Raw genomic sequence first — 19,782 nt, 5'->3', positions numbered from 1 at the left:
CCGACCACGACGAAGCTTCCTCCACGAGGCATGCACCCGCCTGATGGCGGCCGCGATTCGCGCAACGCATCGGCCTCTCCATTCCACCTGACTTGCAAGGAACCAGCATGACCGTTATCAATCAGCAACCCGATGTCGTGCGCGACATCGAGCGTGTCGATGCCGACACCGTCAAGGACGCTTCGCGTTTCGCCGCCTCCATTCTCGCCGACGTCGCGGGCCGCCGCGGCACCCTCTGCAGCCGCATTGCGCCGCTTTCTCCCGGCATGCGCATCGCCGGGCCAGCCATCACCGTTGAAGTGCGCCCCGGCGACAACCTCATGATCCATGCCGCCATGGCAATCGCCAAGCCGGGCGACGTGCTCGTGATCGACGGCAAGGGTGACGAGACCTGCGCCCTGATGGGTGAAATCATGGTGTCGCAGTGTAAGGCGATCGGCCTGGCCGGCATCGTGATCCATGGCTCCGTGCGCGACACCGAGGCCATCCGCGAGATCGGGTTCCCGGTATATGCGGTGGGCGCCAATCCGAACGGCCCCACCAAGCTCATCCCCGGCCGGGTGAACTGGCCGATCTCGGTGGGCGGCACGGCGGTGAATCCCGGCGACCTGATCGTGGGCGATGCCGACGGCGTGGTCGTGGTGGAAAAGGAAAAGGCCGCGTCGCTGCTAGGCGCAGCCGCGCAGAAGGTCGTCGACGAAACCAAGCGCATCGCCGGCATCCGCAGCGGCGAACAGCTGCGCCCCACCTGGCTGGACGGCGCATTGCGCAAGGCCGGCGTGCTGAAGGAAGGAGAAACGCTATGAGCGACGCCGCCATCCGTCCGGTGATCCTGGTCACCGGCGCCGACCTGGCTCCGCAAGCCGTTGCCATGTTGGAAGGTTTCGCCCTCGTCTATGCGGGCAAGGCGCCCACCGAGGACGAACTCGTCGCCTTGTGCGAACGGCATCAGCCGACGGCGATCATCGTGCGCTATGGCCGCATCACGCGGCGCATCATCGACGCATGCCGCCAGCTGCAGGTGATTTCAAAGCATGGCACCGGCATCGACACCATCGACGTGAAAACGGCCGCCGAACGCGGCATCGCCGTCAAGGCGGCGGCCGGCGCGAACGCGGCGGCGGTGGCCGAGCATACCTGGGCGCTGATCTTCGCCTGCGCCAAGAGCGTGGTGACGCTGGACCGGCGCATGCGCGAAGGACACTGGGACAAGTCGACGCACAAGAGCATGGAATTGAAAGGGCGTACGATCGGCCTCGTCGGCCTGGGCGCGATCGGTTCGCGGGTGGCGGACGTCGCCCTTGCCCTCGGCATGCAGGTTCTTGCCTACGATCCGTTTGCCTCCGCCGCGCGCGACGGCGTACGCCTCGCGGACCTGGACACCTTGCTGCGCTCGTCGGACGTGGTATCGCTGCATTGCCCCCTGACCTCGGACAACAGGCACATGATCAACCAGGCAAGCCTGGCGCGCATGAAGGAAGGCGCGATTCTCGTCAATACCGCCCGCGGCGGGCTGATCGACGAAGCGGCACTGGCCGCGGCATTGACAGCGGGCAAGCTGCATTCCGCCGGCCTCGACAGCTTCGAGCAGGAGCCTTTGGCGGTGCCGCATGCCCTTCAGGACATCCAGAACGTGATCCTGAGCCCGCACATCGGCGGCGTGACGGCAGATGCCTACATCGGCATGGGCACCGGCGCGGCGAACAACGTGCTGGCCGTGCTGAACGCGGCGGGCGTGCCGGCCTGACGCCAATCCATCGCCAGTGCAGCGCCGCCGGCGATGGACCGAGCCTACAAGAAAGCCTATATTGGAGACTATCATGCACGACGATCAACAACTGGAAAAGGAAACCATCCGCAAGGTCAGCCTGCGGCTGATTCCCTTCCTGATGGTGTGTTACCTGTTCGCCTTCATCGACCGCGGCAACATCGGCATGGCTTCATTGCAGATGAACCATGACCTCGGCCTCTCGCCGAAGATGTTCGGTTTCGCCAGCAGCCTGTTTTTCTTTTCATATTTCCTGTTCGAGGTGCCGAGCAACCTGGCGCTGCAGCGTTTCGGCGCGCGCAAGTGGCTTGCCCGCATCATGATCACCTGGGGCCTCGTTTCCGCTTGCACCGCCTTCGTGCAGGGCGCCAATTCGCTCTATGCCATCCGCTTCATCCTCGGCGCGGCCGAAGCCGGCTTCTTCCCCGGCGTGCTGCTTTACCTGACCTACTGGGTGCCGGCGGCCTACCGCGCGCGCATCGTTGCCGTCTTCATGGTCGCCATTCCCGCCGCCAGCTTCATCAGTTCGCCGGTGTCGGCGATGCTGCTGCAGATGGATGGCACGCTCGGCCTGCGCGGCTGGCACTGGCTGTTCCTGCTCGAAGGCTTGCCGACCGTGCTGCTGGGCCTGGTCTGCCTCGCCTTCCTGACCGACACGCCGGCCGAAGCGAAATGGCTGACCGCACCGCAGCGCGAATGGCTGGTGCGCCGCATGGACCATGAGCGCGGGGAACGCCATGCCAGCGAGCGCGTCTCTACCTGGAAGCTGTTCCGCAACCCGGTGGTATGGGGCATGGCCCTGGTGTGTTCCTGCGCTTCCGCTGCCGGCACGGTCCTGAACGTCTGGCAGCCCCAGTTGCTCAAGTCCTTCGGACTGACCGTAATGCAGACCGGCCTGCTCAATTCCGTGCCTTATCTTGCCGCGTCCATCCTGATGATCTGGTGGGGCCGCCACTCCGACCGCACCGCCGAACGCCGCTGGCATACCGCCATTCCGCTGCTGCTGATCTCATGCGGCCTGGGCGCCACGCACCTGAGCTCTTCGCTTGCCCCGGTGGTCGTCATGCTCTGCATGATCCTGATCGGCGCCTATTCTTTCAAGGGCCCGTTCTGGGCGCTCGCATCCGGCTGGCTCGCCACCGGTTCCGCCGCGGCCGGGCTGGCCGCCATCAATGCCGTTTCCAACCTCATCGGCGGCGGCCTGATGGTCAACGTCTACGGGTGGGTCAAGGAAGAGACCGGCAGCTATGCGCTCGCCTTACTGCCGCTCGCCATCCTGTCTTTCCTGAGCGTCACCGTGCTGCTCTACCTGAGCCGCAACGCCAGTGCCGCCGAAGCGGCCGCGCCGCAACGGCGTACCGCCTGAAATCTACCCGCTCGTGCCGCGTGATCCCGCGGCACGGGCCCTCGCTACGCGACTTCCTCCTTCCCCTCGACACGACCGGGATATTCCATGCACAGCTTCGCTGACCTGCCGATCGGGCGCCGGCTTGGTGCCGGCTTCGCGCTGACCATCGCGTTATGCCTGGCAATGGCAGCCGTCGGGTGCTGGCGCATGGCTCGCCTCGCCGGCGACACCCGGACGATGATGCAGCTTCCTCTTGCCAAGGAGAGGATGGTTGCCGACTGGTACCGCAACATCTACAGCGGCATCCGCCTCGGGCCATTCTTTTCGAAGGACGCGCAGTCCGCCGCCAACAGCGCCGCAATCAGCGACCTGCAGAAAAACATCGAGGCACTGCTCGACAGCGACGCCGAAAGGGCTGCGTTCGCGGAAATCGGCCGCCGGCGCAAGGCCTACATCGCGGCCCGCGACGAAGCGAAGCGCCTCAAGCAAGAGGCAGACGAGGCAACGCTCGGCCGGTTTCTCGAAACGGCGTACCGCCCGGCCGCGTCGGCCTACCAGGAAGCGGTGCAAGGCCTCCTGGAATTGCAGCGCCGGACGATAGGCGAGATCGCGAACGGCATCGACAAGGAGGCGGCGCGCAGCCAGACGGTGCAGGCGGCACTCGGCTTGCTATGCGCGGCATGCGGCGCGCTGTTTGCGGTGTTCCTTACGCGAAGCGTGACCGTGCCTCTGAAGCTCGCCGCCAGCGTCGCGCAACGGGTGGCGGAGGGGGACCTGACGTGTGAAGTCGCCGCAGGCTCCCGCGATGAAGCCGGGCAGCTTCTTGAGTCGCTGCAGGCCATGACACGCAGCCTGCGGCGGATCGTGACGGATGTGCGGAGCGGGACTGACGCCATCGAAACGGCATCTGCCGGCATCGCCGCCGGCAACCTGGACTTGTCTGCGCGTACCGAACGGCAGGCGAGCGCGCTTGAGCAGACCGCGTCCACCATCGAGGAGATCACTGCCGCCGTGGCGCATAACGCCGACAACGCGCGCGCGGCGAGCGCGTCGGTACAAATTGCGTCCGGTGTCGCGCAGGAAGGCGGGGTCGCGGTGCGCAAGGTTATCGACACCATGTCGTTGATCGGCCGTTCCTCCAGCGAGATCAATGCCATCACCGCAACGATCGACGGCATCTCCTTCCAGATCAACCTGCTCGCGATCAATGCGGCGGTGGAAGCCGCCCGCGCCGGACCTGCCGGCCGCGGCTTCGCAGTGGTGGCCTCAGAAGTGCGCCACCTTGCGCAACGGTCTGCGGCGTCGGCGCGTGAAATCAAGAACCTGATCCAGCGCTGCACGGGTGAGGTCGGGCAGGGCAGAGAGCATGTCGACGATGCCGGAAGAACCATGGATCGCGCCGTCACGAGCGTGGCGCACGTCCGGGAACTGGTCGGCGACATTGCCGCGGCGAGCGACGAGCAACGGACAGCCATCGAACAGATCAACGGCGCCATTGCCGACCTGGACCAGGTGACGCAGCAGAACGCCACGCTGGTTGAACAATCTGCGGCTGCGGCGCAGGCGATGAATGAGCAGGCAAGGATGTTGAAGCAACGAGTCAGCGTTTTCAGAATGACGGCGGCCTGAGAGATGCCCTTCGCCGCCGGCATCCCGTGACGATTCCACCCAACAGCAACAGAGATCATCATGACCAACCGAAACCAGTCCCGCCGGACCTTCCTGCGCAATGCAAGCATGATCGCCCTTGGAAACGTGCTTGCATCGGCGGCACGCGCAGCCGACACGCTGATCCCGTTCTCATCGTACAGCCACGCCGCGGCACACAAGCTGCCAGCAAATGCATGCGATTGCCACATGCACATCTACGACAGCCGCTTCGCGCCGGCGCCGCAAGCCAAGCTCAGGCCGCCCCCGGCGACCGTGGACATGTACCGGGTGCTGCAACGCCATCTTGGAACGCAGCGCACGGTCGTGGTCACGCCCTCGACCTACGGTACGGACAACGGCTGCACCCTGGATGCGCTGGCAACGTTGGGCAAGCAGGCGCGCGGCATCGCCGTCGCCGACACGTCCATCACGGATGCCGAACTTGAACGGCTGGACCATGCCGGCATCCGCGGCCTGCGCTTCAACCTGGCGGTCGGCGCCGTCACCACGCCGGACATGATAGAGCCGCTGGCAAGACGGATCGCGCCCCTAGGCTGGCATGTGCAGATCAACATGCCGGTCGGCGAACTCGAACAGCATGCCGCGATGCTGGGCAGGCTGCCCGTCCCCATCGTCTTCGATCACCTCGCGCGCATCCCGCTGCCCGCCGGCGAGGCGCATCCGGCCTTCGCCTTCATCCGGGGGCTCATGCAGGAGCAACGCGCCTGGGTCAAGCTGTCCGGCGCCTACATCGCCAGCAAGACCGGCGCGCCGCAGTACTGCGACGTCGGGCCGCTCGTGCAGGCATCCATCCACGCGGCGCCGGAACAGCTCGTCTGGGGCAGCGACTGGCCTCACCCGACGGAAACCCATAAGCCGGACGACGTCGCGCTACTCGATCTTCTGAGCGATTGGACCGCGAACGATGACCGGGTGCGCGACTGCATCCTCGTCGGCAATCCCGCCCACCTGTACCGATTCTAGTGCGGATTTTTCCTGGCCGGCTCAGTCGAGGCAACGCAATGCCCGGGCCAAGGCTGCCTGCATCGGCGGGCCAGTCGGGATAGATCCGCGCACACCACCCGCGCGCGCAAACAGCCTTTTTCAGGGAGGGCGGCGCGCGCCATTACCATAAGGAGAAATAACCAATGAAACGCCAATCGCTCGTCGCCGCCATCGCGGCGCTCGTTGCCGGAAGCGCCCATGCCCAGGCGGACAGCGTCACCATCTACGGCAGGCTCAACGTCGACGTCGAATCCGTCAAGGCCAGCGGTGGAAGCGGCGCCGGGGTCACCTCCACCGCGCGCCTGACCAGCAATTCGTCGCTGATCGGATTCCGCGGCGAGGAGGACCTCGGCGGCGGCATGAAGGCCTTGTTCCAGCTCGAGAATTCCGTTGGACTCGACACAGGTTCGGGCACCTTCGTCGGCCGCAACAGCGGCGTCGGCATCGGCGGCGCCTATGGCACGCTGATCATGGGCCAATGGGACACGCCTTACAAGGCGTCGACCACCCGCCTCGATCCCTTCGGCGACACGACCATCGCCGGCTATGGCGCGGTCCTGTATGGCGATGCATCGAACACGGCCGCCAATGCGGCAAACCGCAATTCCTTCGACCGCCGCCAGCGCAACGTGATCCAGTACTGGACGCCGAACGTGGCGGGCTTCTCCGGCCGTCTCGCCTATGGCGTGAATGAAGAGAAGGGGACTTGCGCGGTGGCTTGCGATCCGAAGCTCTGGTCGCTGTCGGCCGCTTATGAGCAGGGACCGCTCTTCCTCGGCGCGGCGGTCGAACAGCATGACGAGTACGCCAATACGGCAACCGCACGCACCCAGGATACGGGCTTCAAGCTGGCCGGATCGTACACCTTCGGCGCCACGACGGTCAGCGCCCTGGCCGAGCGTCTGCGTTTTTCGGGCAATCTTGCCGCGACCGGACTGCCCAAGGTATTCACGGTTGGCGCAGCGACCGAAGCAAAGCTCGACACCTTCTGGCTTGCCGCCGTGCACAGGATAGGCGCGCACAACCTGCGTCTCGCCCTTGGCAAAAGCCGTGAGCTGAAGCTCAACCTTGGAAGCGCGCCGGGAACCGATGCACGCTACGTGGCGCTCGGTTACGGCTACACGTTCTCGAAACGGACCGAGGCGTATGCCATGTTCACCAAGATAAGCAATGGCGGCAACTCGCGCAACGACTTTGCCGTGAACGGCATTGGCGGCGTCACGAATGGCGCCAGCCCGCAGGGCCTTGCGGTCGGCATGATCCATTCGTTCTGACGCGCGCTAGCGCAACTCGCGGCGGAGAATCTTGCCAGTTACGGTCTTGGGCAATTCATCCAGGATGATCACCTGCCGCGGGTACTTGTAGGCCGCCATCCTTTCCTTGCAAAACGCGATCAGCTCGGCCGAGTCGAGCGACATGCCCGGCTTGAGCGAGACCACCGCCTTGACGGTCTCTCCGCGATAGTCGTCCTTGACGCCGACGACGGCCGCTTCGCGGATCGCGGGATGGCCATAGATCACGTCTTCCACTTCCTTGGGCCAGACTTTGTAGCCGGATGCACTGATCATGTCCTTCTTGCGGTCCACGATGAAGAGCCAGCCTTCGGCGTTCATGTATCCCACGTCCCCGGTGCGCAGGTAGCCGTCGAAGAATGCCTCGCGCGTCGCATCCTCGCGCTGCCAGTATCCCGACACCACCTGCGGTCCGCGCAGGAAGATCTCGCCGACTTCATCCGGTGGCAGGCGCTTGCCGGTTTCGTCGGCGACATAGGCATCGGTGCCGAACACCGGCACGCCGATGGCGCATGCGCCGTTTGCGTCCACGGGCGTCGTGCGGTCGCGCGGCACCGCGACGGCAAGCGAGGTGCTTTCCGTCAGGCCGTAGGTGGACCGGATGACGATGCCGAACTTGCGGCCGAATTCGTCGACGACGGATGCCGGCACGGGCGCGCCGCCTGTGTATGCCTTTTCGATGGTCCGCAGATACTCGGGCCTGACCTCCGGCGAATTCATGATGGCAATGAAAGCAGTGATGGCGCCGACCGCGAATTCGGCCTGGTATTCTGCCGCGCTTTCGGCCATGACTGCGGGATGGAAGCGCTTCGACAGGATCATCGCCGAATTCGTGGCAAATGCCGCGCCGATATGCCCGACCAGGCCGGTAATGTGGAACAGGGGCGCGATCGCCAGGATGGGACCGCCTTCCCGCAGGTCCATCCAGGCGCGCCAGATGTCGGCATCGACCGCGAAATTGCGGTGCGATACCACCGCGCCCTTCGGCACGCCCGTGGTGCCGGAGGTGTAGACGATGATGGCCGGCTGGTCCGCGTCGGCCTGGGTGCGCAACGGCGTCGGCGCCGAGGAGGAAGCGGTATCTGCTGCGGAACCGAGCAATGCCATCAAGTCATGCGTTCCCGGGCAGCTTTCCGGTTCGGCTTCGCCGAGCACGCGCGGATCGTCGCGGCCCTGGAAGTCGCGGGCGGATGTCGTGACAGCCAGGATGCCGGGGAAGTCCTGCAAGACCTCCCTCGCCACTTCCTCATGCAGGTCGCGGTGGGCCACCAGGACACGGGCGCCGCTGTCCGCCAGCAGCAGCCGCAGTTCGCGCGACCGGTTCATCGGGTTGATGGTGACGGCGATGGCGCCCAGCTTCCATGCAGCCAGCATGCCGATCAGAAACGAGGGCACGTTCTGCAGGTAAAGCGCGATGCGGTCGCCCTCGGCGATGCCTTGATCATAAAGGAAACGCGCGAACGCGTCGGACATCCGGTCGAGCCCGGCGTAGTCGATGCTCCGGTCGAAATAATGGATCGCGGCGTTGGCGGGCCTGGTGGCCACCGCATGCCGGAAGAGCGACAGCGCGTCCGCGAAGCGGGCGGAAAACGGGGCGCGCCCGGCCTGGGCGGCGTCGATGCCATCGGAAGGATAGAGCGCCAGCCAGGGGCGGGGCAGGTCGTCGGTCATGCGGTCTCCTCGACAGGAAAGCCCGGGGCGCGTCTCGATGGAAGACGTCGTCCCCGGGCCGGGATCGCGGAAGGCGTGAAAGGATGCGGGAAGCGTCTACGCCCCGGGCCGCTTCATCTTGCAGCTTGTCGGCTGCGTCGCGACGTCGGCCGGGACCTTCTTTTCCGTCTTCCATCCGTAGCCGGTGTTTTCCTGGTCGAACCGGACGTCCTTGCCGCCGGCCTTGGACCACACCGCGATGTAAAGCGGCTGCTGCATCTGGTGGTCGCTCGCGCGCATGGTCACGTCGCCGTTGAGGCTCTTGACGGTCATGCCTTCCATCTTGCGCGCGACCTGCACCGGATCGACCGACTTGCTCTCACGGATTGCCTTGGAGAGCATCGTTACCGCCGAGTGGGTCTGCATCCAGGTGTAGTCATCGTTGTACTTGGCCTTGAACGCTTCGACGATATCCTTGCCCGCATAGGTTTCATTGTTGACGTTCCACACGCCGACATACTTGACCTTGCCGGCGCCGTTGCTGCCCATGGCCGTCGGCGCGCCTTTCAGCACCGCGTAGTAGGTATAGAAGTTGGCATCCACGCCGGCCTCCTTGGCCGCCTTGATCAGCAGGGCCAGGTCGGCGCCCCAGTTGCCGGTGATGACAGTGTCTGCGCCCGAGGCCTTGATTTTCGCGACGTAGGGCGCGAAATCCTTGACCTGGCCGATCGGATGGAGGTCGTCGCCGACGATCTCCACGTCAGGCCGCCTGGCCTTCAGGTATTCCTTGCCGGACCGGCTCACCGAGCGCCCGAACGCATAGTCCTGGCCGATGATGTAGACCTTCTTCATCGCCTTGTCTTGGGACATGTGGTCGACCAGCGCCTGCATCTTCATGTCGGAGTTGGAATCGAAGCTGAAATGCCAGAAACTGCACTTGCCGTTGGTCAGCTCCGGATCCACCGCGCCGTGGTTGATGTAGATGATTTCCTTGCCGGGATTGCGCTCGTTGTGCTTGTTGATGGCATCGATCAGCGCCAGGCCCGCGCCGGACCCGTTCGCCTGGGCGATATAGCGAAAGCCGCCATCGATCGCCCGCTTGAGCTGGTTCAGGCTTTCCTGCGGGCTGGCCTTGTTGTCGAATGGAACGAATTCCAGCGTATGCTCGCCGGCCCATTTTTCCTTGTTGGCGATCTCCGCCATGATCTGCCAGCTTTTCAGCTGGTTCTCGCCCAGCGCCGCAAAGGGGCCGGAGAGCGGATCGATCACGGCGATCTTTACGGTGTCCGCCATCGCGGACGTTGCGGTCAGGACGAGCGCCGCGGCAATGGCGCGGGCGAGGTTGGAAGAGCTGAGGGGCATCGTGTTTTCCTTCGTCTGCGTGGCGTGTTGGACTTTTATGCAGAGGCAATCTAGCACGGCGGTGTCGGGGAGACTTGTGAAAACGTGCTATTTCGCCTGGGGCGGAGGGATGGGAGCGACGCGCTCAAGCAAGCAGGATGGTACCAAGCAGGTGTTCGGTATTGGGGTCGATGCTTCTTTATTTCGTTTTTCGCCGATGATTACTCCGCCTACCTGGCTCGTACTGCCGTGCTCCCTCCCCTTCAAGGGGAGGGTTGGGGTGGGGATGGGTGTCGGTTGCGAGCAAAGAACAGGCTGAGAGATTGAATGAGACGTACTGGGCTTGCCCTGAGAAGAAAGGCTGTTCTCTCATCGCGCCGGAAACCCATCCCCACCCCAGCCCTCCCCTTGAAGGGGAGGGAGCGAAGTTGGAGCGCAAGGGAGCGCGCGGGGGTAAGCGGCTGGGAGGCAGCGCCTCCCTCAACACCAACCTTTGACAATTCTCAACCCTCAACCAAAACCAAGCAATTGCTTTGTCAACGCACGCGTGGCATGCTATAAAAAATTACCGAGCTGCACATCGCCCCGGAACCCGATTCCGCCAGCGACCGCCGGCACCAGACAAGGAGACAGGCAATGCCCATGACATCCGCGTTGAACACCCAGCAACTCACCGGGCGCAGCGACAAGCTGATGCTGATCACGCCGGACCGCATCTGCTATGCCGGCGCGCTCGGCAGGCCGCACACCCGGCAGTTCGGCGCGATCACGGTGTATGTCTCGCTCGGGTCGCCGCTGCATATCCTGTTCCAGGATGGCAAGCGGTACAGCACGGACATCTGCGTGGTGCAGCCGGACACGCCGCACGAGATCGCCACCGTGGACCGCAGGATCGGCGTCTACATGATCGAGCCGGAAAGCATCGACATGGACAGGTTGCCGGAGTGGTTCACGGCCGACCAGGCCGCGCTGCCGGCGGCCCTGCACCAGCGCCTGCGCGATGCCTTCCTGTCGCTGGCCGACGGCTCGGTGCACGTCAATGCCATCCGGCCCCGCCTGGACGAGTTTTTCCTCGGCCATGCCTTGCCGTCGCGGAAACTGGAGTGGCGCATGGCCGCCGTCGTCAACCGCATCAAGCGCAATCCCTCCGACAGCGTGGGCGCGGAAGAATATGCCGACCAGGTCGACCTCTCGTTCTCGCGCTTCCTGCATCTGTTCAAGGAAGAAGTCGGCACCACATTCCGGCGCTTCCGCGCCTGGAAGCGCGCCCGCAATTTCATGTCGTATGTCAATACCGAGCGCAACCTGACGGACATCGCGCTGGAAACGGGTTTCCCAGACTCCTCGCACTTCAGCCATACCGTGCGTCATTACTGGGGCCTCACTCCGCGCGACATCATTGCCGGTTCGCGCCGGCTGGCAGTGATTAATGACGCCAGCTTCGTGTCGACGGCGCACTAAGCAAACTGACGGCGAACCACGCGATGGACCAGAAACTGGACACGAACGAAGCCCGCAAGGCCCGGCGCAACGCCAGGGCGGAGCGGCGCACCGTCGATCCGGCGGTGCCGCGCGAACGCATCCTCAACGTGGCTGCCTCGCTATTCAGGCAGCGCGGCTACAACGGCACGACGGTGCGCGACATCGCCGCGGAAGTCGGCATCCTGTCGGGCAGCCTGTTCCATCATTTCCAGTCGAAGGAAGAAATCCTCCTGGAGATCATGCGCGAGGCGGCGTTCACCATCTGCGTACGTGCGGAAAAGACGCTGGAAGATGCGGAAACGCCATGGCAGCAATTGCGCGAGCTGGTCCGCCTGGAACTCGAATCGATCGTGGGCGGCGTGCGCAAGGACTACCACGCGGTGCTGTTCTTCGAGTGGCGGGACTTGCCCGAGGCAGCCAAGCCGGAACTGACTCGCCTGCAGAAGCGCTACAACCGCAGCTGGCGTCAGGCGGCAGAGGCCTGCCACGCGGCCGGACTGCTGCGCTGCGAGCCGGATGCGGCGGTGCTGATCCTGCATGGGTCGGTGCGCGGCGCGATGACCTGGTTCAGGCCGGGCGGACGCTACAGCACAGACGAATTCGGCGACATCCTGACCGCGCTGGTCGCGATCGACATCAAGGACAACGGTAAAGACAACCACAAGGGCAGCAAGCCATGACGGATTCCCTCTTCAGCCTGCAAGGCAAGACCGCGCTCATCACAGGCGCTTCCAGCGGCATCGGGTTGCACATTGCCGGCGTCTACGCCCGTGCCGGCGCGCATGTGGTGCTGGCTGCGCGGCGCACGGATCGCGTCGACGAAGCGGCAGCGGCATTGCGGGCTGCCGGCCACGCCGCCAGCGGCATCCATCTCGACGTCACGCGCGGCGACACCATCGCCGCCGCCTTCGACGCGGCGGAGCAGGCGGCCGGCGCGCCGGTCGACATCCTGTACAACAATTCCGGCGTGATCTATACCAAGCCCTTCATGGAGCAGGAAGAGGCCGAGATCGCCCGCGTCTTCGACACCAACCTGAAAGGCGCCATGCTGGTCGCGCAGGAAGCGGCGAGGCGCATGGCCGCACGGCGCAGCGGCATCATCATCAACATCGCCTCCACCGCCGGCCTGCGCGCGGGCGGCACGCTGTCGAGCTATTGCGCATCCAAGGCGGGGCTCATCCATCTCACGCATGTGATGGCCCTGGAACTGGCAGGCAAGGGCATCCGCGTCAACGCGATCTGCCCGGGCAACATCGAGACCGACATGCAGCAATCGCTCAAGGATTTCGAGCAAGCGCTGGTCAAGCGCACGCCGATGCGCCGATTCGGCCGTCCCGACGACCTCGACGGCGTTTCGCTGCTGCTGGCGAGCGATGCCGGACGCTACATCACCGGCGCCGCCATCCCGGTGGACGGCGGCCAGGCGTTGACCTGGATGTAGTTGCCAGGACGGGCGCTGCCGGCGCCTTCAAGCATTTCATTTCCATAGAGAGGAAGCCTGCCATGGCTGACGAGATACTCGCGCGCGCCGAGGGCGCGGTGCTGATTTTGACCCTGAACCGCCCCGAGGCGCGGAATGCCGTCAACGGCGCCCTGGCCCACGCTCTTGCCGAAGCACTGGCCCGCTACGATGCCGATCCAGCCTTGCGCATGGCGGTGCTTACCGGCGCGGGCGGCAGCTTCTGCGCCGGCATGGACCTGAAGGCCTTCGCCCGCGGCGAGCATCCCTGGGTTCCGGGAGCCGGATTCGCCGGCATCGCCGAACGTCCGCCAACCAAGCCAATCATTGCGGCGGTCGAGGGCTACGCCGTGGCCGGCGGGTTCGAAATCGCCCTGTCCTGCGACCTCATCGTTGCCGCCGACAATGCCCGCTTCGCCCTGCCCGAGGTGAAACGCGGCCTCGTCGCGGCAGCCGGCGGCCTGCTGCGCCTGCCGCGACGCCTGCCTTATCACCTGGCGATGGAGCTGGCCCTGACCGGCGACACCATCGACGCGCCGCGCGCCGCCTCGCTCGGCCTGGTCAACCGCATTGCCGCCCCGGGAGACGCCCTTGCGACGGCCCTGCGGCTGGCAACCGCGATTGCCGAAAATGCGCCGCTGGCCGTCGCCGCGAGCAAGCGCCTCATCGCGGAGTCGGTATCGTGGCCTGTGGAAACTATGTTCCGGCAGCAGGCGGCCATCGCCGATCCGGTGGTGAAGTCGGAAGACGCGCAGGAAGGGGCGCGGGCATTCGCCGAGAAGCGGCCGGCGGTCTGGCGCGGACGTTGAACGGTTTGTGGCTGCACCGGGGTTGGCGCCGCGCTTCCTGCCGTTCGAATGCGGCACCGGGCATATCCTAGTATGCTGCACGCTTTCCTGTCCGACGCATCCGTGATGAAACAGTATCTCTCAGCCAGCAAATACATCGACTTCGACCATCCCGACGTGGCGGCGCTGGCGAAGGAACTGGCGCTTGGCGCCGCCGGGGAATTCGACCTCGTGCGCCGCTGCTTCGAGTACGTCCGCGATGACATCCGCCACAGCTCCGACTTCAAGCTGAACCCGGTCACCTGCCGTGCCTCCGAAGTGCTGAGGCACAAGACCGGCTATTGCTATGCCAAAAGCCACCTGCTGGCCGCACTGCTGCGGGCGAACGGGATTCCAACCGGCTTGTGCTATCAACGGCTATCCGTGGGCGACGCGGGCGCGCCTTACTGCCTGCATGGCTTGAACGCAGTGCATCTCCCGGACCTGGGCTGGTATCGGCTGGACCCCCGGGGCAACAAGCCGGGTATCGACGCGCAGTTCTCTCCTCCTGCCGAGCGCCTTGCGTTTGCGATCAAAGCGGCGCAGGAGCGCGACCTGCCGGAGATCTGGGCGGAGCCGCTTGCCATCGTGGTCGAGACGCTTGAACGCCACGACAGCTACGACCAGGTCCTCGCCAACCTGCCCGACGTGGAGCTTGCCGGCTGATTTCAGGCCGCGCGCAAGTCTTGCGGTCTGACAAGCTGCGCGAGGCATTCGATCCGGGGTTGACGATTACAATGCGGTTATGCCAATCCGCGCGATTGCGTGAATCCGGCAAAGACTGCCTGTACGGCGCACGCGGACCTCCATCCAGGAAAAGCTAATGAAAAGCCTGATACGCCTGTCTTCCGCGATTCATGCCTTGATCACCGTGTTCTTCGTGGCTGCGGCGCTCTGCCTGATCGTCATCGCCGCCAATACCGGCCTGCAGGCCATCCTCGCCGATGGCTTGACCAGCAAGGCGGCGCAGGGATTGATCGAGGCGATCGGCCTGATGGCCGCGGCGGTCGTCGCCGTGCAGATCGCGCAGACGATCGGCGAAGAAGAGGTGATCCGCGATGCGCACATCAGCAGCCCGACGCGGGTGCGCCGCTACCTTTCGCGGTTCACGGTGGTCATCATCGTCGCGCTCTCGGTCGAGGGCATGGTGGGCGCGTTCAAGGCGCTGCACGAGAACATGCAATTGCTTCCCCACGTCGCGGCGCTGCTCGCCGGCGTGGCCTTGCTGCTCGCCGCATGGGGCGTCTTCGTCAAGTTCAATCGCGACGCCGAGGAACTCGAACCGGATGAAATGGAAAAGGCGAAGGCCGAGGACAGCAAGCTGGAGTAAGGGAAGCTTGCCGGCGCATCAGCTCAGGTCAGCCCGAATGCAGTAATATGCTTGGCTTTCGACGTTCTGCCACGCCTATAGTTGACTTCGGGCAACATCTCATCCCGCATTTACATTTTCCATCAGCAATGCATAATGGCAACCAGAGCCCGGTGCCTTGATCCCGGCTTGTCCATCGTTAACCACTCGAGGAAGCCACATGGAAATCGCACACCTTCTCCGCTCGGGCAGCAAGGCATTAGTCACGATTGGCCTGGTCCTTCTGCCATTCGTCAGCACTGCACAAGTATCGATCGATAATGAAGCAGGCAGCTCGTTCAATGGCACGAAGCGCGTCGCGATTGCCCAGTTCGGCATCGAGTATTACACCCAGCTGACGCTCGTCGGAAGATCGGGCGGGAACACCGCGGTCCAGGTCTCGAATCTATCTGGAGTCTCAGACCAGGCCATGCAGGCGATGGTCGACCAGTTGTATGCGCAGACCATTGAAAAGCTCAAGTCCGCCGGATTCGAAGTCGTGGACCAGGCGCTGGTAAAGGCCGACCCGGGCTACCAGGAACTCGTCGCTTCGTATGCCAAGCCGTCTCCGATGGTGATCAATGACAGCCAGGGCGTGCTCAATGGAAATCACCAGAGCAAGGTTTTCGCACCGACGGGAATGATGGCGTTTTTCGCGACGGGCGGTTCGAGCGGTCCGCTTCGCGGGAACATGAGTGACCGCATCAATTCCCAGAATTACGGCATCGCTTCGCGTGAAGCGGAAGTGGCGAAGCGCCTCAATGCAACGCTCCTGAAGTTCAGCTTCCTGGCGAACTACGGCATGATGCAGGCAAGCAAGAATGGCTTTCTTGCGACCTATGCCAACGCGGCGGCAAAGGTCGCGCTGGAAACGGCGGCGGTACTGCAGCCTTACGATACCCAAGTCCAGTGGGTCGACGCTTCCGGAGCACGGGCCTTTGGTAACGTACGCCGTTCTGGCGCAACGGGCGCGTTCTATCTCGACAAGCCCCTGAAAGGCGCGGAAGCATTCACGGTCGTGGAAACCACCAGTGCCGAAAGCAAGGGCAGCGACAACATGGTGAACGCCGTGTTCGATCTCCTTGGTTCGAAGAATGCCAAGAAAAACCAGGCTATCCAGGTCAATTCCACGGATGAGGCCTATACCGCAGCGTTCACGCCCATTCTTGGCGCGGCCGACGATGCGCTGATCTCTGCCCTGAAGAACGGCCGCTGATCGATTCAAACGCTTGCATGGGAACGATGCAGCCACAATTTGACGGGCACCGGGGGTGACAGCAGATATCCCTGCAGCAGGTCACACCCGGCCGCCTGGAGGAATTCAACCTGTTCCCGGGACTCGACGCCTTCCGCAACCACCTTCAGGTTCAGGTTCTTGGCGAGGGAGAGTATCGATTGAACGATTGCCGTATCTCCCGGATCGTGCGGTGTCGATTTGACGAAGCTTCGGTCGATCTTCAATTCGTACAGAGGAAGCCGGCGCAGGTAGGCAAGGCTCGAATATCCCGTTCCGAAATCGTCGATGGAAAACCGGATGCCGAGCGCTGCCAGTTCGTGCATGCGGGCGATGGTGTTCTCGATGCCTTCGATCAGCAATCCCTCGGTCACCTCGAAGATCAGCCTGGAGGCCGGGGCTCCCGTTTCGGCCAGGATGTGGCGCACCTTGCCAACGAATCCGGACTCGTGAAACTGGCGCGGACTGACATTAACGGAAACCGTGATCGGATTCGTTTCGGATTGCAGCGCCAGAAGGGCGTTGCATCCCTCCCGGATCGCCCATTCGCCCAGGCGGCAGATCAGGTCGGATTCTTCCGCGATCGGGATGAACGCGGCAGGAGAAAGCCTGCCACGCACCGGATGCGTCCAGCGCACAAGCAGTTCACCGCCAAGGACCTGGCCATTCACATCGAACTGGGGCTGCAGAAACATCTCCAGCTGGACCGTGCCGAGGGCGCGGGCGAGTTCGTTTTCCAGCGACAGGCGTTCCTCGACCTGCGCCTGCATGGAGTCCTCGAAAAACGCGATACGGTTTCTTCCGGACTGTTTCGCCCGATACATGGCGGTGTCCGCCTCCCGCAGAAGATCCTCGGCGGTCTGGTTAGGCTTCGGCAGCATCGTCACCCCGATGCTCGCGGCCGCGCTGTAGGCCTGTCCGTTGATGTCGAACGGCTGCCCAAGCGCCTCGCGAATCTTGTCCGCGACCGCCATCGCATGCTGGCCGCAGCTTTGCAGCTCGTTCCCCAGGTCGGGAATCAGTACCACGAACTCATCGCCGCCGATCCGGGCGACGGTATCCTCGGCGCGCATCAGCAGTGAAAGGCGTTTCGCCACTTGCTGCAGCAAGGCGTCGCCGGTCGCATGGCCGCGCGCGTCGTTGACATTCTTGAAGTGGTCGAGGTCGATGTACAGCACCGCGCCTATCTGGTTGTTGCGCTGTGCCGCCGCATGCAGCAAGGCCAGCCGGTCCATCAGGAGCCGCCGGTTGGGCAGCTGGGTCAAGCCATCGAAGAACGCCAGAAGGTGGATGTTCTGCTCCGCCTTGAGCCGTTCCGTAATGTCCCGCAAGATGAGGCTGCCGATCAGGTTTCCGTCGTCATCCTGATAAACCGAGGAAGCCAGTTCCGCCTCGAAATGCGTGCCGTCTCCACGCACCATCGTCAGCACGCCGCGCGCCTGGCCGAACCTGTCCCGTTCATTCAGCAGTGCAGCAAGGCGAGGATCGCCCCGGAGTACCACCCCGTTTCGTCCGCGCGCGATCAGCTCCGCTTCCGACATGTCAAAGATCCGGCAGGCTGCGGGGTTGGCCCGCAGGATGCTGCCATCGGGCGCCGTTTGCAACACGCCGTCGAGGCTGTTCTCGAAAAGCAGCCGGTAGCGGTTTTCATTGGCACGCGTTTCCTGCTCGGCCAGCTTTCGGTCGGTGATGTCCTGTATGGCGCCGGAATACGACACCGGTACGCCATGCTCATCCTTCTGCAGGAATCCGTAGCCGTCGATCCAGCGTATCGTGCCATCGCTCCGGACCAGCCGGTATTGGAGCCGCAGCGGCTTGCCACCCGCAAAGAGCATGTCCCGATGCTGGCTGACGAGTTGCCGGTCGTCGGGATGGATCATGGATTGATACTGTTCGATCGTGAGAGGACCGATCGCCGGGTCCAGGCCCAGGATGTCGTAAACGATGGGAGAGGCTGAGTAAAGCCGGTTCTGCAGATCGAGCTGATAGAAGCCAACGCGGGTGATCTGCTGCGCCCGCATCAACTGCTTCTGGTTTTGTTCCAGCTTCGACAGCATGCTGGAAAAGACATCGTTCAGCTCGGCGAACTCGACGTTGGTGGCAAGTGCCGGCGGTCCCGCCTCGAAGCCGTTTCCTTGTTCCACCGCCCGCATCCGTTCAAGCAATGTCGTGACCGGCCGTGCAAGATGTCGCTGGGCAAACATCCATGCCGCCAGCAATCCGATCAGGGAGGCCAGCCCCATCAATGCAAGCTGGGTATTGAAGTGCTTGTTGATAGCGGACACCACGTCGGACTGCTTCACGCTGACCGCGGCGAAAAGAGACTGGCCAGCGTTGCCGTCGATGGCTTTCAGGGTATGGAACCAGGCTGTCCCTTGCACATCGGTACTCGTATAGTCGCCGCTGGCGCGATTGCGGATGGCGGCGAGAACGACCGGGTTCGATACCGTCGTCGCTGGCTTCGCGGATCCCTTGGCGGTCGATGCGAGGACGCGGCCGTCCGCGTCGACGATACTGATGTCAATCTGGTCTGGCAGGTCCACGGATCGGAGCTGGCGGTTGACGTGCTCCAGATCAAGCAAAGCGAAGGCAATGCCACGCGGATGCCCGGCATAGTCATGAACCGGCATGCCGAAGGCAATCGATTTTCTGCCGTCCGCCAGGTCGACAGCGTTTCCGCCTACGGTAAATTGTCGAGCTTCAATGGTGGCTTTGAAGAGGGTCTGGAGGCCTGCTTCCGCCATTTCCGCAATCGCCTTGCCCTGGCAAGCGATTCTTCCCTCTATGTCGAGGAAGCCGATGTTGAAATTGTTCGGGGCAGCGGCGAGGACATTCCCCAGGAATTCATTGCACAAGTATTGCAGGTCATCCCGCCGGACGGACGGGCCGCTTGCCACCGTGGCGAGGATCTGGCGCTCGCCTTCCAGCAGCTGCCTTTGGTTCGCGACGACGAGACTGGCGACCGACTCGATCTCCGCTTTGCCATTGTTTAGCTCATCCCGTTGAATGATCCTTGCGGAATACAGGACGGCGATCAGTCCAGGCGCAAAGGAAATCAAGGCCAGCAAGCTCAATAGCGAACGTAACCGAAACTTCCGGTTCGACGCGCGCAACTTGAAGCGTTTGAAAGAATCGTCCATCTTGCGTGGCAAGTGATGTCCCAGACCGTTCGCTTTGGATTCGTGTCGACGATGCCATGCGGAGGACATCTCCCGGAGTTCACTCCACCGCCTCTGCCTCCGAGGCTGGGAGCAGTTGGAGACGATCCAACCACGGTAACGCATTCATGGTATCGCCTGGATAAGCGAAAGTGCATGATTCAAGCAAATTTATGCCTGCTTTGTCGCTTTTGCAATATTCGATGTCGTTGCTCCGAGG

Annotated in this window: 17 protein-coding genes; 14 read left to right on the top strand and 3 right to left on the bottom strand. The window is 63.6% G+C overall.

Annotated elements, in window-relative coordinates:
* The first annotated feature begins 107 nt into the window (after positions 1-107).
* The 6 genes from G3574_RS21940 (at position 108) to G3574_RS21915 (ending at position 7,045) form a co-directional block, all read left to right on the top strand.
* Positions 108-806 (top strand): RraA family protein, encoded by a 699-nt coding sequence (locus G3574_RS21940; protein WP_163967674.1) that lies wholly within the window; start codon positions 108-110, stop codon positions 804-806.
* Positions 803-1,747: a hydroxyacid dehydrogenase gene (locus tag G3574_RS21935; protein ID WP_163967673.1), complete on the top strand. Its 945-nt coding sequence runs from the start codon at positions 803-805 to the stop codon at positions 1,745-1,747. The genes G3574_RS21940 and G3574_RS21935 overlap by 4 nt, the downstream gene beginning before the upstream one ends.
* 73 nt (positions 1,748-1,820) lie before the next feature.
* Positions 1,821-3,134 (top strand): MFS transporter, encoded by a 1,314-nt coding sequence (locus G3574_RS21930; RefSeq protein WP_163967672.1) that lies wholly within the window; start codon positions 1,821-1,823, stop codon positions 3,132-3,134.
* 87 nt (positions 3,135-3,221) lie between these two features.
* Entirely contained in the window at positions 3,222-4,745 is a 1,524-nt protein-coding gene (locus G3574_RS21925) for a DUF4175 family protein (RefSeq protein ID WP_163967671.1), read from the top strand.
* 60 nt (positions 4,746-4,805) lie between these two features.
* Positions 4,806-5,750, top strand: coding sequence for an amidohydrolase family protein (locus tag G3574_RS21920; protein ID WP_205609879.1), 945 nt, complete (start codon positions 4,806-4,808; stop codon positions 5,748-5,750).
* Between the two features lie 164 nt (positions 5,751-5,914).
* Positions 5,915-7,045: a porin gene (locus G3574_RS21915; protein WP_163967670.1), complete on the top strand. Its 1,131-nt coding sequence runs from the start codon at positions 5,915-5,917 to the stop codon at positions 7,043-7,045.
* A 6-nt stretch (positions 7,046-7,051) separates the two neighbouring features.
* Here the strand turns inward: G3574_RS21915 and G3574_RS21910 are convergent, their stop codons facing one another.
* A complete protein-coding gene (locus G3574_RS21910) occupies positions 7,052-8,734 on the bottom strand; it encodes a class I adenylate-forming enzyme family protein (protein ID WP_163967669.1) in 1,683 nt (560 codons plus the stop codon).
* A gap of 96 nt (positions 8,735-8,830) precedes the next feature.
* On the bottom strand, positions 8,831-10,075 hold the full coding sequence (locus G3574_RS21905) for a branched-chain amino acid ABC transporter substrate-binding protein (RefSeq protein WP_163967668.1): 1,245 nt from the start codon (positions 10,073-10,075) through the stop codon (positions 8,831-8,833).
* A gap of 615 nt (positions 10,076-10,690) precedes the next feature.
* Here G3574_RS21905 and G3574_RS21900 point away from each other — a divergent pair.
* The 7 genes from G3574_RS21900 to G3574_RS21870 all read left to right on the top strand — a co-directional run bounded on the left by G3574_RS21900 (position 10,691) and on the right by G3574_RS21870 (position 16,386).
* Positions 10,691-11,515 (top strand): helix-turn-helix domain-containing protein, encoded by an 825-nt coding sequence (locus tag G3574_RS21900; protein ID WP_163967667.1) that lies wholly within the window; start codon positions 10,691-10,693, stop codon positions 11,513-11,515.
* Between the two features lie 23 nt (positions 11,516-11,538).
* The gene (locus G3574_RS21895) at positions 11,539-12,216 is read left to right on the top strand and encodes a TetR/AcrR family transcriptional regulator (RefSeq protein ID WP_163967666.1); all 678 of its coding nucleotides are present in this window, start codon (positions 11,539-11,541) and stop codon (positions 12,214-12,216) included.
* Entirely contained in the window at positions 12,213-12,977 is a 765-nt protein-coding gene (locus tag G3574_RS21890) for an SDR family NAD(P)-dependent oxidoreductase (protein WP_163967665.1), read from the top strand. The genes G3574_RS21895 and G3574_RS21890 overlap by 4 nt, the downstream gene beginning before the upstream one ends.
* A 62-nt stretch (positions 12,978-13,039) precedes the next feature.
* Positions 13,040-13,804: a crotonase/enoyl-CoA hydratase family protein gene (locus tag G3574_RS21885; RefSeq protein ID WP_163967664.1), complete on the top strand. Its 765-nt coding sequence runs from the start codon at positions 13,040-13,042 to the stop codon at positions 13,802-13,804.
* A gap of 105 nt (positions 13,805-13,909) precedes the next feature.
* Complete coding sequence (locus G3574_RS21880; protein WP_163967663.1) at positions 13,910-14,488, top strand: transglutaminase-like domain-containing protein; 579 nt, start codon at positions 13,910-13,912, stop codon at positions 14,486-14,488.
* 157 nt (positions 14,489-14,645) lie between these two features.
* Positions 14,646-15,152, top strand: coding sequence for a hypothetical protein (locus G3574_RS21875; RefSeq protein ID WP_163967662.1), 507 nt, complete (start codon positions 14,646-14,648; stop codon positions 15,150-15,152).
* Positions 15,153-15,351: 199 nt separating this feature from the next.
* Entirely contained in the window at positions 15,352-16,386 is a 1,035-nt protein-coding gene (locus G3574_RS21870) for a SurA N-terminal domain-containing protein (RefSeq protein WP_163967661.1), read from the top strand.
* A gap of 5 nt (positions 16,387-16,391) precedes the next feature.
* Here G3574_RS21870 and G3574_RS21865 read toward each other — a convergent pair whose 3' ends face one another.
* Complete coding sequence (locus G3574_RS21865) at positions 16,392-18,947, bottom strand: bifunctional diguanylate cyclase/phosphodiesterase (protein ID WP_163967660.1); 2,556 nt, start codon at positions 18,945-18,947, stop codon at positions 16,392-16,394.
* 21 nt (positions 18,948-18,968) lie between these two features.
* On the opposite strand from G3574_RS21865, the gene G3574_RS28980 reads away from it, so the two are divergent.
* The gene (locus tag G3574_RS28980) at positions 18,969-19,397 is read left to right on the top strand and encodes a hypothetical protein (RefSeq protein WP_163967659.1); all 429 of its coding nucleotides are present in this window, start codon (positions 18,969-18,971) and stop codon (positions 19,395-19,397) included.
* The last annotated feature ends 385 nt before the right edge of the window (positions 19,398-19,782 follow it).

The sequence above is a fragment of the Noviherbaspirillum galbum genome, from assembly GCF_010974945.1.
In the GTDB taxonomy this organism is placed as follows: Bacteria; Pseudomonadota; Gammaproteobacteria; order Burkholderiales; family Burkholderiaceae_D; genus Noviherbaspirillum; species Noviherbaspirillum galbum.
The sequence above is the reverse complement of the archived record's forward strand: the minus strand, read 5'-3'. Positions and strand labels throughout refer to the sequence as shown.